The sequence below is a fragment of the Oscillochloris sp. ZM17-4 genome, from assembly GCF_019599295.1.
Classification (GTDB): domain Bacteria; phylum Chloroflexota; class Chloroflexia; order Chloroflexales; family Chloroflexaceae; genus Oscillochloris.
Window position 1 is genome coordinate 13,521 of the sequence record NZ_JAIEWN010000013.1, and the last position, 13,834, is coordinate 27,354.

Genomic DNA, 13,834 nt, shown 5'->3' on the forward strand with positions numbered 1-13,834 from the left:
ACACGACCAAGATGTGCTCGACCTGCGGCGAGATGGGGCGGCATCCCCTTGAAGCCCAGGAGCTTTAGCCCTGGGAGCCGTCACTTGATGCTGAAGGGGACGACCACCTCGTGCTGGCTGTCAAGGCCGTGGATGACCATGGTGTAGCTGCCGGGCATCGCGCTGGCCGGCGCGTCCCAGAAGATCTTCACGATGCCATCGGCGCCGGCCTGGGCCAGCAGCGGCGTGGTGGTGTTGCCGGCGCTGTCGGCGCTGCTCAGCGGCTTGGTCGAGATGATGCTGCCATCAGGGGTGTTGATCCAGAACGAGACCTGCTCGCCCGTGTCGCCCTTGGTCGCGCCCTGGAAGCCGGTCGCGTGAACGACGAACGCCGTGCCGGCAGGGCCGGACGCCGGGGTGATGTCGGTCTGCACGACGCGCATGCTGCCCTGCGGGTCGATGCTGAAGGGGATCACGTCTTCGTGCTGGCTAGCGAGGCCGTGGGCAACTAGCGTGTAGTTCCCGAGCGCCGCAGTGCTCGGCGCGGTCCAGTAGAGGGTCGCCTCGCCCGTCGTGCCCGCGTCGGCCATGAGCGGGGTGGTGGTGTTGCCGGCCTTGTCGGCCTTCGGCAGCGGCTTGGTCGAGATGACCTGCCCATCAGGGGTGTTGATCCAGAAGGCGACCTTTTCGCCATTGGTCGAGAAGCCGTCGGCCTTAAAGACAAAGGCGGTGCCCGGCACGCCCTGCTCTGGCGCGACCGACTGCGCGGCGTAGCTGGGCAGGACGCTGCTGACGGCGAGCGTGCCGGCGACCAGGGCCGAGCCCAGCCAGCGAACGATGAGACTATTCATACCCGTGTGCTCCTTGGCTATTTTCTGTGCATGCTGATCCATCAAGCGGCCAATCGGCGCAGTTGCGGTGGTCGGCGTGGGCTCTCGCGGCCCGCTGCGGCTCCCGCCGTGCCGCGTCGGTGATGGTGCCAGTGTAGCCAGAAGCGACGCAGGTGGGCAGTAGGGAAACTCCGGGGGGTGGGCCGGGGAAAGACCTCAGGTTGCAGCCGGGGAGCTATGGGGGCGCTATCGCCGAGCGCAGAGCGGTTGAGCGCAGAGCGCAGGACAGGATCGCATCAGAACGCGATCCTGCGCACCCATGCTGGCTCAGCCGTCCTGCCCGCTGCTCTCGGCGGCGCTACGCCGCCGTGTGTGGGAATCGCGCACGGATCTCTGTCGGCGTGATCGTCACATCGCCACCGGCGGCGGCGGCGCGCGCGCGGATCGCCAGCAGCTCCAGCGGCGCATCGCTCAGATCGGGCGGGGAATCGCCATTGCTCGCTTCGGTCGGCCGCCCGCAGATGGCCAACTCGATGCCATCGGGCTGCTCGGCCAGCGTGATCGTGATCGCCTGGATGCCCGGCGTGTGGCTAAACGCGGCGATCGCATCCTGGGCGATCCGGAAACAGGCCGCCTCGACCGCCGCCGCCGGGCGGGTGCGCAGCGGCGCGGCGTCGATGGTGACCGGCACGCCACGCACGGCCGCAACCTGGTCGATCTCGGTGCGGAGCGCCTCCAGCAGCCCAATATCGTCGAGTGCGGCCGGGCGCAGGTCGAGCGAGACGGCCCGGATCTGGTCGAGCACCTGATCGATCAGGCCCATACTCTGCTGGAGCTGGACATGGACGGCTGGGTCGGCGCTGCTATCTTCGAGGATCTGGAGGTTCAGCTGGAGCGCGGCGATATCCTGGCCGATCGCCTCGCGCAAGGTGGTCGCGACCGTGCCACGCTCGACCTCATGGCGGGTGAGCAGCTGGTGTGAGAGCGCGGTCAGCTGCGCGGTCAGGATGGTCAGCGCCGCCGTCTGCTGCTGGACGCGCTCGTCGAGGTGCGCGTTCAGGATGGTCAGCTCGCGCAGCGCCTGCTCACGCCCGCGCAGGGCGCGCAGGGCGATGCCCGTCGTGAGCGTGCCGATCAGCAGGCCGAGCACGCTGCCGCTCACGATCAGCTGCGCGGTGCGCCGCACGCTGTCCGTCGTGCGGGTGGTGCGCTCAGGCAGCAGCTGGCGCTCCTCGTCCACCATCGCGCGGATCAGGTCATCGATCGCCTCGTCTGCGGGGGCGACACCGGCCGTCGGGCTGCCGCTGTCGAGCGCGGACTGAGTCGCGCTGACCCGAGCCTGGAGCAGCGGTTCCAGATCGTCGAGCCGGGCCTGCTGCGAGGGATTGTCGGCCGTCAGCGTGCGCAGGTCAGCCAGCGTCGGCGGGATGCTCGCGATCGCCTGGCGGGTGACAGCGAGCGCCACCGGCGAGCTCGTCGACTGCAGCAACGCGGCGCCGGTGTTCATCACGTCTACCGCACCGCGCAGATCGGCCAGGCGCTCAAGCATCTGGTGGGTATGGCTGACCAGCGCGGCGTTACGCGCCAGCGCGGCATTCTCCTGGTAGCCCAGGATGCTGATCCAGACGAGCAGGGCGACCGCGGCCCCGAACCCGCCAACAACTGCTGCTGCAAGGCTGCGCCGCATCATAGCCCCTATCCTAGCCGTGCATCATGACCATGCATGCCATACTGATCGCAGCAGGCATGGAAACGAATGACAACTATAGCGCACGGGGATGGCGCGCGAACGTAGGAATTTCCTGGGGTGACGGCCAGTGTCGCCCTGGGTCAGCGCTCATCGGAGATCACCCCGGTGCGTAGGGCGTAGCGCACCAGCCCGGCGACATCGTGGATGTCGAGCCGCTCCATCAGCTGGGCGCGGTGCATCTCGACCGTCTTTGCGCTCAGGGTCAGGATCTGGGCGATCTCTTTGGTCGTCTTGCCCTCGGCGATCATCTGGAGGATCTCGCGCTGGCGCGGGGTGAGCTGCTCAGGCGACTCGGCGCTGTCCGCGCGGCCGGCCTGGTCGCGGTAGCCGCCGACGACGTGCTTGGCCGCCGCCGGGCTCAGGTAGGTCTCACCGCGCATCACCGCGCTGATCGCCAGGTCGAGCTCGGCCAGGCGGGCGCCTTTGAGCAGATAGCCGCTGGCGCCGACGCGCATCGCCTTGAGCACGTAGTCGCTGGTGGCGTGCATCGAGAGGATGATCACCCGGGTGGCGGGGAAGTCGCGGGCGACCTGATCGGCGACCTCTAGGCCGTTGAGCTCGGGCATGGTGATATCGAGCAGCACCAGGTCGGGGCGATGCTGGGCGATCAGGCGCAGCGCCTCGTGGCCGTTCGCGGCCTCGGCCACCACGCTCAGGTCGGGGATGCGCTGGAGCAGGGCGCTGATGCCGGCCCGCACCAGCTCGTGGTCGTCGGCCAGCACGACACGTAACGCGGCCATGGTCACTCCTCTCTCGGTCAATGATCGCTCATGGCTTCGGGGGGGGCGCCGGCGGGGGGCAGCGGCAGCCAGACCCGCACGGTGGCTCCCTGGCCGGGGGCGGACTCGATGCTACAGCGCCCGCCGATCTGGGCCGCCCGCTCCTCCATGCCCAGCAGCCCCAGGCTCGTGTTCTGCATCGCCTGCGCGTGGGCCGCTGCCACGTCGAAGCCGCGCCCGTCGTCGCGCACCGTCAGGGTAAGCCCCGCGCCATCGCTGGCCAGCGTGACCCAGACCTGGCTCGCCTGGGCTGAGCGCAGGATGTTGGTCATGGCCTCCTGGGCGATGCGGAAGCAGGTCGTCTCGACCGCAGCCGGCGCGCGTGGGTGCGGCGGGGTCAGATCCAGGTGCAGGTGCAGCCGGGCGTGGCTGCAATGGCGCTCGAAGTACCAGCGCAGCGCAGCGTCCAGCCCCAGGTCGTCGAGCTGCGAGGGCCGCAGGTCGAGGGCCAGCGTGCGCACCTTGGCGAGCACCTGATCGATGGTGGCGATCACCTCCTCCACGTGCGCGGGCAGCTGCGCCGGCTCGGCGGACACCAGATCCTGCAGCTGCATGGTCATGATCGTCAGCTCCTGTCCGATCTGGTCGTGCAGCTCGCGGGCGATCGCGCGGCGCTCGGTCTCCTGGGCGTTGAGCAGCTGGGCCGTGAGGGTCTGGAGCCGGTCGTGGCTGGACTGCAGCTCGTGGAGCAGCCGGATCGGCGCGGTGAGCGGCAGCATAGCGCCGACACAGCCGGTGATCTGCCCGGCGCTATCGCGCAGGGGCTCCACCTGCACCGCCGCCAGCTGGCCGCCCAGCGCGCGCTGGTAGGCGGAACGCGCGCCGGTGAGCGCCAGGCGATGGGCGGCCTCGCTCTGCTCGCGCAGCGCCTCGGGCACGCCGGCGGTGGCGAAGTAGGCGTGTACCGGCTGCCCAAGGTAGGGCTGGGGGTCGCTTGGGAGATCGGGGATGCCCGTGCCGAAGACGCTGGTCAGCCGCAGCTCGGAGTCAGTTGTCCAGCAGACCAGGGCCAGCTGACGGTCGATCAGCTCCAGCTGGGCGGTGCGAATCTGGAGCTCCCGGGCGGCGCGCGCGTGGCGGTCGTTCGCCTCGTCGCGATCCGGATTCGGTGGTGCCGCAGGACGCGGGGGGTCGTGCGGTGGACACATCTGGCAGGCCTTGCAGTACAGGTAGTGAGAGAGTCTGATCCAGATTATAGCACGGGAGGGCTGTCTCCCCACTGGAGGGGGCGGGCGTCCCAGGGCATGTGCAACGTCGCCCATCCCCCTCACTCCCAGCCTCTCCCCCACCGGGGGGGAGGGGAGCCGGATCGCACGCCAATGGGCTGCCCCCCTCTCCCACAAGGGGAGAGGGGGCTGACCGGCGATCATAGGACGTTGCAGCAGCCGGGCGAAGCCTCCCCCGCATACGCATCAAGGTAAGCCCCGAGCCCCCGGAATTTCTTGTTGTGTTGTCCACAATGGCCAGCAGAGCTGGCCATTGTGGACAACACAACACAACGCCGGTTTTTAGGGCTGCCGCCCGATGAGCCACATCAGCGATTCAGCCGCGCCATATCCGCCTCGGCCCGCGCGATCAGCTCGGCGTCGCCGGGGAAGAGCTTGGCGATATCGGCGTAGACCGCCTTGGCGCCCTCGCGGTCGCCCGACTGCGCGTAGAGCTCGCCGAGGCGCAGGTAGATCAGCCCCATGTACGGGCTCGACTTGCCGACATTGGCCTGGATAAAGCCCTCGGCGTCCGCGATGGTCAGCTTCTGGCTGAGGATCTCGTCGATGCGGGCCTGGGCCTGCGCGGCGCCCGCCGGGCGCGGCCAGGCCTGCGGGTCGGCCCAGATCTTGGCGACCTTCATATAGCCGCCGCGCGTGACGTAGCTGTTCGTCGGCGGGTCGAACTCCTCATAGCCGGTGAGCGACTCGATGTACTTGCCGGCGGCGTAGCTCTGGTCTGCGTCGGCCATGAAGGCGCTGGCGAGCTGCGAGGCGCGGTACCAGGCCAGCGCATAGGTGCCGACAAACAGCGCGGCCACGATCACCACCCCGAGCAGCACACGGCGGGCGAGGCGCCCGCCCTCGCCGGCGCTGTCATCATGCGGGCTGGCTGTGTGCGCCGTCGTCGGCGCGACTATCCCTTGGTTCATGCCCATAGCGGCCTCACTTGAACTTCACATTGGCGAATGCCTGCACAAACTGGTCCTGGAGCATGAAGTAGAAGATCACCAGCGGCAGCGTGATGATCGTGATCATGGCCCAGATCTCCTGAATATTCTCGCCCGGCACGCCGGCCTGGAACTGGAGCAGCCCGACCTGCACCGTCCAGAGGTTCGGGTCGGTGAGGTAGAGCAGCGGGCCGAAGAAGTCGTTCCAGCTGCCGATAAAGGTCAGGATGGCCACGCTGGTCAGCGCCGGCCGCATCAGCGGCAGGACGATCCACCAGAAGATCCCGATGTCGCCCGCGCCGTCGAGCCGCGCGGCCTCAAGCTGCTCGTCGGGGATGGTCTGGAGGAACTGGCGCAGCAGGAAGATGTTGTAGACGCTGACCGCCGCCGGGATGATCAGCGACTGGAACTGGTTGACCCAGCCCAGGTTATACATCAGCACGTAGGTCGGGATGAGGAACAGGACGCCCGGGATCATCATCGTCGCCATCATGAAGGCGAAGATCTGGTTGCGGCCGGGGAAGGGGATCTTGGCCACCGCGTAGGCGCCGAGCGCGCTCAGCAGGGTGTTGAGCAGCGTGATCGACACCGCCAGAAACACCGAGTTGCGCAGCAGCAGCAGGACGTTCAGCCGCGTGAACACGCCGGTGTAGCCGGTGAGCGTGATCTCGCTCGGCAGCGCGTTCGGGCTGTGCAGGATCTCGCGCCCCAGCTTGAGCGAGTTCATAAGCATGTAGATGAACGGGTAGAACACGACCACGGTGCCAAGTGTCAGCACGACGTAGGGCAGCAGCCGCGTGATCTTCTGCCAGCGGCGCGCCTGGGTCGGTGTCGTTGGGCGAGCAGCAATTGCCATAGCAGCACCTCAATCCACATCTCTCGGCACAAAGCGAAACTGGAGGATAGTGACAAGCGCGATCAGCGCCGCGAGCATCAGGCCGAGCGTCGAGGCGTAGCCCATATTGGACTGGTCGAAGGCCTGCGCGTACAGGTAGAGCACCGGCGTGAGCGCCTGGTGCTGGTTCCCGCCGTAGATGTCGAACATCGCATAGACCTCGCCAAACATCTGCAGGCCATTGATGAAGTCGACCACCAGCAGGAAGAAGATCTGCGGCATGAGCTGCGGGATGGTGATCGACCAGAAGAGCTGCCAGCCGTTCGCGCCGTCGAGGCTGGCGCTCTCATAGAGCTGCGGGTCGATCGAGTAGAGCCCGGCCAGCAGGATGACCGTGCCGACGCCAAACCACTTCCAGGAGTTGATCACGGCGATCACCGGCATCGGCAGCCAGAACGTCGACTGCCAGAAGACCGGCTGGCTGATGATGCCGGCGCGCAGCAGCTGGCTCTGGATCGGCCCGGTGGCGCTGGTCAGGTAGCCGCCGATCACCATCAGCACGATCACCGAGGTGACGACGGGCAGGAAGTAGATGGTGCGGAAGATCCGACCGCCCCGCGTGATCTGCTTCAGCAGCAGCGCGGTCATCAGGCCCAGGCCGAGCGTCAGCGAGATGAAGATCGCCTGGTTGTAGAGGATATTGAAGGTGCTCTGCCAGAAGAGCACGTCCTGGATGCCACGCACCCAGTTCCCGACCCCGACAAAGGTGAGGTCGTCGGGCCGGACGAACGAGTAGTTGAAGAAGGTGAGGTAGAACGAGAGCACCAGCGGGTAGATGCCGAAGAGCGCGTAGACCAGAATCCACGGCGCGATGAAGATATAGCCCCAGCGGTAGCGCACCATCTGCCGCCACAGGTGTGCGCCTCGGGTCGGCGCGCCTGGCGCCGGCTGCGCGCGCGGGATGTTCGCGGTTTGTGTCGCCATAGTTCGCCTCGTTGTTGGGGCGCAGCAGCGCGGCGCTGCTGCGCCCTTACGGGTCGCCTCGTTGTTGGGGCGCAGCAGCGCGGCGCTGCTGCGCCCTTACGGGTCGCCGACGGTTACTTCTTCAGCGCGGCGCTGCTGCGCCCTTACGGGTCGCCTTGTTGTTGGGGCGCAGCAGCGCGGCGCTGCTGCGCCCTTACGGGTCGCCGACGGTTACTTCTTCAGCGCGGCGCCGCTGCGCCCTTACGGGTCGCCTTGTTGTTGGGGCGCAGCAGCGCGGCGCTGCTGCGCCCTTACGGGTCGCCGACGGCTACTTCTTCAGCGCGGCGCGGGCCCGCGTCGCGGCGAGGGCGGCGACCTCCTCGGGGGTGTGCGCGCCCTGGATGACTGTCTCCTGGTAGACGCCGAGCACGGCGGTGACGGCGGCGTCGAAGTTCGCCAGCGCCTGCGGGTAGACCGCCGTCTTGAGCATGTCTACGAAGGGCTTGCGGGCCGGCTCGGCGAAGTACGGGTCGCTCTGGAGGGTCGTGATCGCCGGCAGGTAGCCCAGCTCCTTGATGAACTGGAGGTTGTTGGCGTCCTCCATCATGAACTGCATGAACGCCCAGGCCGTCGCCTGGCGCGCGGGCGTGGTCTTCATAAGCATCATCGGGCGGCCGCCGAGGGTGGTGTAGCTGGTCTGCCCGGCCTCGGGCACCGGCACCGGGGCGATGCCGACATCGACGCCGATCGCCATCGGCGTATCTTTGGCCGTCTGCAGGTTCGGCTCCCACGAGTAGCCGTACTGCGACCACATGCCGATCGAGCGGCTGAAGAAGTTCTTCTCCATCGTCGGCGGCGCGTACTTCTGGGCCTGCGTGACGAAGGTGAAGAAGGCGTCCATCTTGCACTCGGGCTTGTCGAAGACAATGTCGGTGCCGAGCCTGTTCACCATCTCGCAGGTGTTCTGGTTGCCGTTGAGGTAGAGCGGCTGGAGCATGTTCCAGTACCAGCCGCCGAAGGCCAGGGCCTCGTTCCAGAACACCGTGCCGTACACCTTCGAGCCATCGGCGCGGGGCGGCAGGGCCTGAATCTTTTCGGCGGCGGCGAGGAACTCCGGCCATGTCTGCGGCGGATTCTCGGGGTCGAGCCCAGCCTCTTTGAAGAGGTCCTTGTTGTAGATCATCGCCGTGACATCGACGCCGAGCGGGACGTAGAAGTTGTGGCCGAAGTCCTGGTTGACGGTCTTCGGGTCAAGGCGCGCGAACAGCTCGGTGGCCCCGGGCAGATCCTCAAGTGGCACCAGCGCGTTGATCGCGGCGTACTTCGCGGGCATATAGCCGAACGAGCCGGTGATCAGGTCGGGCTGGTTGCCGGCGGCGATCAGCGCCTCAAACGCGCCGCCCTCGGGCTCGTTGATGACCTCAACGGTGGTGCCCGGGTGGGCGGCCTCGAAGTCCTTGGCGAGGCTCTTCATCGTCTCTAGCATCGCGCCGGCCACAACCGCGATCTGGATCTTCCCCGTGATCGCCGCCTCGGCTGGGGCCGTCGCAGCGACCGGGGCGGCCGCATCAGCGGTCGTTGCTGGCGCGGGCGTCACCTGGGCAGCGCCGCAGCTGGTAAGCATCAGCGCGAGGGCGAGCAGCGCGATCAGCCATGGCCCGAGCCGCCGGCCTATTCCTCTCGTAGGTATCATCACGAACCTCCTTGTTCGTCATCCTATACATTGTGGGTGGCATGAGCGTAGCAGGTTCACCGCGCGGCGGTGTGAAGTTCCTTCATCCTGGATGTGATCTCACTCCAAGGATTGCGCCACTGGCCGGTAGCTGAGGTCGCTGCCGGTGTCCAGCCGGACGGCGTAGCCGAGACCGACGAGCCGATGGAGCGCCGCAGTTAGGCCGGGGCCTTCGGGCATCCCGGCCCGCCGGGCCAGCAGATCGGCCGGCGTCTCGCCCAGCTCAATCAGCGCCTGTAAGACCACCGTCTCCTCCGCGGTCAGCCCCGGATAGGCCGCGCTCCTGGCCCCCGCGCGCTCTGCGGCCGCGCCCTGGCCGCGCTGCTCGGCCAGGGGGGCGCGGACGACCATGCCCTGGGCGGTGATCTCGTAGGGCCTGAGCGCGCTGCTGTGGGCGCTGTTGCGCATCTTGACCACCGCCAGGCGCTTCTTGATCTGCCCAGCGATCTCGACGTAGCGCAGCAGGATGATATTGTCGGCCAGAAACGAGATCACGTAGGGGCTGAAGCGTAGGTTGCCTGGGCTCTGGATGATCTCCATGGTCATCAGGACGGTGATCCCGATCCCGGTCAGCGCCCCCACGAGCCGGTAGAGCGAGTCGCGAAAATCGGCGCGGAAGGTTGGCGCCAGGGCCAGCTCGAAGCCGGATAAGGAGTCGATGACCACCCGCCGGGCGCCGATGGCCTGCACGGCGCTGCGGATCGCATACAGCGCCTCGTCCGGCGAGAGGTCCAGCGGGCGGATGTAGATAATCTTCAGCAGGCCGTCCCGCTCCATGGCCTCCAGGTCGATGCCGAGGCTCTGGGCGCGCCGCACGTACTCGCTGGGGTGCTCCTCGAAGACGGCGATCACCCCCGGCTCGCCGGCCTGCCGGCCGGCGGCGATAAACTGGGCCGCGAGCACCGACTTGCCCGCGCCGGAGGGGCCGCTCACCAGCACGGCGTCGCCGGTCGGGATGCCCCCACCCATCAGCCGGTCGAGCCCGGCCACGCCGCTGGTGCCGCGCGTGAGCGGCCGCGCCCGCGCCGTCTCGCCCAGGGCGATCGTCGCGCGCGGGTACACATGCAGGCCGGACTGGTCGATGCGGAAGGTGTGCAGCCCGGGCATCGGCGCCTGCCCGCGCGACTTGATCACCTGGAGCTTGCGGACCACGGAGCTGCGGTCGGCGCTCTGCGCGAGCGCGATGATGCCGTCGGCGATCGAGAGCGCCGGGTTATGCGCGAGCTGCTCGCTGAGCACATCGCCGACCAGGAAGGTCGTGGCCTGCAGGATGGTCAGGTTGAGCGCCAGGTGCTGCGTGAAGTTCTGCAGGTCGAACGCGCCGCTCTCGGTGGCCGTCGCGGTGCGCGTGATCGCCTGGAAGGAGTCCACGATGACGATGCTGGGGTGGAGCGCCTCGACCTGCTGGAGCATGTGGTCCAGCGTCGCGCTCAGCCCCTGCTCCAGCACAAAGGCGCTCAGATCGATAAAGTGGATGCTCGCGCCCACCCTGGCGACATCGAAGAAGGCCAGCTGCTGCTGGTAGCGCAGCATCTTGAGCGGCGGCTCGCCCATGACGGTGAAGTAGAGGGCCGGGCGGTCGGGCGAGGCGTTGGCGAACATGATCTGGTGCGCCAGCGTGGTCTTGCCGGCCCCGGGCGGGCCGCTGATCAGATTGAAGGAGAGCGCGGGCAGCCCGCCGCCGAGCACGGCGTCGAGGCCGGGGACGCCGGTCGGGAGCAGGGGCAGCGCGACGGGCCGGGGCGTGCTCATGGCGTGGCTCCATCTGTGTGTGGCTCGGCCGCGTCGGGCGGCAGATCCGACCATGCCTGATAGATGAGGTGGCTCCCGAGATCCGCGCCAATAACGCTGAAGAGCAGCCCGATGAACCCGGCGAAGGCGGCGATCAGCCGCCGGTGGGCCTCGGCCATATCGGCGCCGCTCAGCCCAGCAGACAGGCCCGGCGGCAGCGGCGACTCGGCGACATCCGCAGCATCGGCCCAGTCCGGAAACTGGCGGCGTGTGAGCGCGACCGCGCGCCACCATAGTGCCTCAAAGCCCTGCTCGCCCAGAAAGACGGCGAGCTGGGCGCGCAGCGGCGTGTAGGCGGCGGCGGCCAGCGCTGCGATCACGGCGGGGTCCTGGCGACCCCCCGGATCGATACGTAGCCGCCGCCGCGACAGCCGCTCGGCGAACGACAGCAGCGGCGCTGGTGCTTCCACAGGTGTTGTCCTCTCAACGGCATCAGAGCGTGTGGCCTCGCATGACATGGCATGAGCCTAGCACGCCCGCGCCCCGCCGGTATGAAGTGCGCTCATCTGGGAGGGCTCGGGAAGAGCCTGTCCCTCCCCGAAAAAAACATCTTCCTGTTGCCAGCAACAACACCGCGCACGGTGAGGGTGTGGGAGAGCGAAGCTCTCCCACAAAAAAACCTGATGGTGCTGCGGCGCGGCGTAGACGCGCCGCAGCACCATCAGTGCGTCATGTGCCTGCTGGGACATCTTCCGGGAAGCTTGCCAAGCTTCCCGGAAGATGTTATTTGGCGGGCGCGTCGCCCGTCGCGGTGGCGATAAAGCGGTAGCCCTGGCCGGGGATCGTCGCGATGTAGCGCGGGTGCCGCCATCCATCCTGCAGCTTGACCCGCAGGTTGCGAATGTGGCGGTCGACGATATTGCTCTCGGGCACATAGTCGGCGCCCCAGAGATGGTCGAGGATCACATCGCGGCTCAGCAGCTGCCCCGGGTTGGCGGCCAGCAGGTAGAGCAGGCTCTGCTCGACGGCCGTGAGGTGCAGCTCCTTGCCGCGCACGCGCACGCTGCGGTTGAGCATGTCGATCTCCAGATCGCCGAGCCGGATCACCGGCGTGAAGGCCACCACCGTATGGTAGGTGCGCCGCAGCACCGCGAGCAGCCGCGCGACCAGCTCCTCGGGCGAGAACGGTACGGTGAGGATGTCGTCTACGCTGTGGTCGAAGGCGGCCAGCTTGCGCGCCAGGTCGCCGCGCCGGGTCAGGGCGATCAGCGGGATGCGCGCGGCCGACGGGGCGGTGTAGCCGAGCTGCTCCAGGATCGCCCCGCGCGCCAGGTCCATATCGACGACGGCCAGGTGCGGGTGCCAGGCGCTGAGCACAGCCTGCGCCTCCACCGCGTCCAGGGCAACCTGTGTCTGGGCGATCCCGTGGTTGAGCGCGAGGCTGACATACTGGGTGAGCAGCGGCTGATCGATCACCAGCAGCACGCGGGTTCCCGAGTCGAGTGCGGTGGCATGCGGGTTCATCGGCCGCCTTCTTCAGGATTCGTCGTGTGGGCCACACAGCATGCTGCGCCCAGCGTATCTCGCCCAGCGCGGGTGCGGCCACCATCCCAGCCTGCGGTATGAGCGACCTTCATACCGACGCGGCGCGGGGGTTGTATGCTCCGCTCAGACCACACGTACGCCACCTGGGGCGGCGCGGATCTCCTGAGTCGAAACGTGTTTGGGTCGTATCTGCGATGAGACGGCGTAAGCCGTGAAGGGGACAATCCTATGGTCAATCTACTTGTGTGGCTGATCGCCGGGGCGATCGTCGGCTGGGGCGCGGGGCTCGTGCTGCGCGACCGGAACGGCCTGGTGGTCAATGTCATCGTCGGCGTGGTCGGCGCTATGATCGGCGGGTTCCTGCTGGGCGGGGCGACGATCAACGAGAACGTCTTCAGCCTGAACTCTATGGTCATCTCGCTGGTGGGGGCGATCATCCTGCTGGGCATCGTGCATCTCGTCCGCCGCGGGCGGCTTGCCTAGCGCGATGAGGGCGAGCGCGCTGCGCCCAGCTGGAGGTCCAGCTGGGCGTTGCCGATCTCCCGTTGGTGATCCCCGGCTACGCGCCGATCAGGGCGGGCGAGCTGGCTTCATCCTTCATCATCCCCTGTCTACGGCATCGACTTGCGCTCGACACTAGTCAGGAAGCGCACACATGCGGTGAGCGCCTTCCAGTCGATGGCGATGTGCCCGATTGTGACCAGGCTTGCGGCAACGCTCAGCCAGAAGTGAACATCGGCCCACTGCGCCTTGGTCAGGAGGAACATGATCAGCCCTCCTGAGCGCGGGCCTGCCGGGGCAATGTACAGGAGGAATCCGGTCAGGGCGGTGAGGATCCAGAGCACGATCAGGGACATGGCAATCAGCGCCCGCAGACGGGCCTTTTGGGTGCTCTGGCGGTGTCGGTCTGCGGCATGGGCGCGCCCATGCGCGCCAGGGTCAAGGCTCATGGGTGTTTCCCTGTTTGTGCGTCCGCCCTTGATCACCCGTTACCTGCTGGACAGGCGCCCGAGCGCGCTGTCGAGGGCGCGCTTCATCTTCTGTGCCGCGCCTTCGATAGCCTGCTCCACCGTCGAGGCGTGATCGCTCACCTCGATCGACTGCATACCGGCCAGATCTGCCACCAGCAGGCAGCGCTTCGCGCCGGCGCCGACTTTTTTGTCGCTGTTCTCGTCGCTCAGGTGGACATCCAGCCGTGTGATCTGCTCGCCAAAATACGTGATCCTGTCCGCTATGATCGCGTCGACCTTTTGGGTCAGGCTGGCATCGGCCTGAATGTTGCTGTCGGTGTTGATTTGAATAAGCATCGTCATATCCTTCCTTGAACGACAAACGACGGACGACAAACGACGAAGGCGATGTATTCTAGGGGAGGCGCCCCATGCTGATATGAAGTTTGTTCATACGAATCTGTCTGCAATCGGCGATACTGACTCTGATGCTCTCCACATCTAGTCTAGCAAGAGTAGTGCCGGAGGGTATAGGGCCACGTCATTGTTGCTCAGCGTCACCGCCGGGGGGGGCTGAAGTCCCAT

The 13,834-nt window shown here is 67.3% G+C and carries 14 protein-coding genes and 1 CRISPR repeat array; of the genes, 1 reads left to right on the forward strand and 13 read right to left on the reverse strand.

Features of this window, described 5'->3' with window-relative positions:
* Nucleotides 1-80 precede the first annotated feature (80 nt).
* The 11 genes from K2Z83_RS11660 to K2Z83_RS11710 all read right to left on the reverse strand — a co-directional run bounded on the left by K2Z83_RS11660 (nt 81) and on the right by K2Z83_RS11710 (nt 12,278).
* Nucleotides 81-830: a hypothetical protein gene (locus K2Z83_RS11660; RefSeq protein ID WP_220595358.1), complete on the reverse strand. Its 750-nt coding sequence runs from the start codon at nt 828-830 to the stop codon at nt 81-83.
* 337 nt (nt 831-1,167) lie between these two features.
* A complete protein-coding gene (locus K2Z83_RS11665; RefSeq protein WP_220595359.1) occupies nt 1,168-2,499 on the reverse strand; it encodes a CHASE3 domain-containing protein in 1,332 nt (443 codons plus the stop codon).
* Between the two features lie 140 nt (nt 2,500-2,639).
* Nucleotides 2,640-3,299 (reverse strand): response regulator transcription factor, encoded by a 660-nt coding sequence (locus tag K2Z83_RS11670; RefSeq protein WP_220595360.1) that lies wholly within the window; start codon nt 3,297-3,299, stop codon nt 2,640-2,642.
* 17 nt (nt 3,300-3,316) lie between these two features.
* Entirely contained in the window at nt 3,317-4,486 is a 1,170-nt protein-coding gene (locus K2Z83_RS11675; protein ID WP_220595361.1) for a sensor histidine kinase, read from the reverse strand.
* A 386-nt stretch (nt 4,487-4,872) separates the two neighbouring features.
* Nucleotides 4,873-5,481, reverse strand: coding sequence for a tol-pal system YbgF family protein (locus tag K2Z83_RS11680; protein ID WP_220595362.1), 609 nt, complete (start codon nt 5,479-5,481; stop codon nt 4,873-4,875).
* A 7-nt stretch (nt 5,482-5,488) separates the two neighbouring features.
* Nucleotides 5,489-6,349, reverse strand: coding sequence for a carbohydrate ABC transporter permease (locus K2Z83_RS11685; protein WP_220595363.1), 861 nt, complete (start codon nt 6,347-6,349; stop codon nt 5,489-5,491).
* Nucleotides 6,350-6,358: 9 nt separating this feature from the next.
* Nucleotides 6,359-7,312 carry a carbohydrate ABC transporter permease gene (locus tag K2Z83_RS11690; protein WP_220595364.1) on the reverse strand — a complete coding sequence of 318 codons (954 nt, stop codon included), beginning with the start codon at nt 7,310-7,312 and terminating at the stop codon, nt 6,359-6,361.
* Nucleotides 7,313-7,342: 30 nt separating this feature from the next.
* Nucleotides 7,343-7,614: a CRISPR direct-repeat array (repeat unit 28 nt; unit sequence CGGCGCTGCTGCGCCCTTACGGGTCGCC).
* Nucleotides 7,615-7,619: 5 nt separating this feature from the next.
* Nucleotides 7,620-8,984 (reverse strand): extracellular solute-binding protein, encoded by a 1,365-nt coding sequence (locus K2Z83_RS11695; RefSeq protein WP_220595365.1) that lies wholly within the window; start codon nt 8,982-8,984, stop codon nt 7,620-7,622.
* Between the two features lie 99 nt (nt 8,985-9,083).
* Nucleotides 9,084-10,775 (reverse strand): ATPase domain-containing protein, encoded by a 1,692-nt coding sequence (locus tag K2Z83_RS11700; RefSeq protein ID WP_220595366.1) that lies wholly within the window; start codon nt 10,773-10,775, stop codon nt 9,084-9,086.
* On the reverse strand, nt 10,772-11,224 hold the full coding sequence (locus K2Z83_RS11705; RefSeq protein ID WP_220595367.1) for a hypothetical protein: 453 nt from the start codon (nt 11,222-11,224) through the stop codon (nt 10,772-10,774). Before K2Z83_RS11705 ends, K2Z83_RS11700 begins: the two co-directional genes overlap by 4 nt.
* Nucleotides 11,225-11,537: 313 nt before the next feature.
* Nucleotides 11,538-12,278 (reverse strand): response regulator transcription factor, encoded by a 741-nt coding sequence (locus K2Z83_RS11710; RefSeq protein ID WP_220595368.1) that lies wholly within the window; start codon nt 12,276-12,278, stop codon nt 11,538-11,540.
* 249 nt (nt 12,279-12,527) lie between these two features.
* Here K2Z83_RS11710 and K2Z83_RS11715 point away from each other — a divergent pair, with 249 nt between their 5' ends.
* On the forward strand, nt 12,528-12,782 hold the full coding sequence (locus K2Z83_RS11715) for a GlsB/YeaQ/YmgE family stress response membrane protein (protein WP_220595369.1): 255 nt from the start codon (nt 12,528-12,530) through the stop codon (nt 12,780-12,782).
* A gap of 128 nt (nt 12,783-12,910) precedes the next feature.
* Here the strand turns inward: K2Z83_RS11715 and K2Z83_RS11720 are convergent, their stop codons facing one another.
* Nucleotides 12,911-13,285 carry a DUF4405 domain-containing protein gene (locus tag K2Z83_RS11720; protein WP_220595370.1) on the reverse strand — a complete coding sequence of 125 codons (375 nt, stop codon included), beginning with the start codon at nt 13,283-13,285 and terminating at the stop codon, nt 12,911-12,913.
* Nucleotides 13,286-13,288: 3 nt separating this feature from the next.
* A complete protein-coding gene (locus K2Z83_RS11725; protein WP_220595371.1) occupies nt 13,289-13,612 on the reverse strand; it encodes an HPF/RaiA family ribosome-associated protein in 324 nt (107 codons plus the stop codon).
* Between the last annotated feature and the right edge of the window lie 222 nt (nt 13,613-13,834).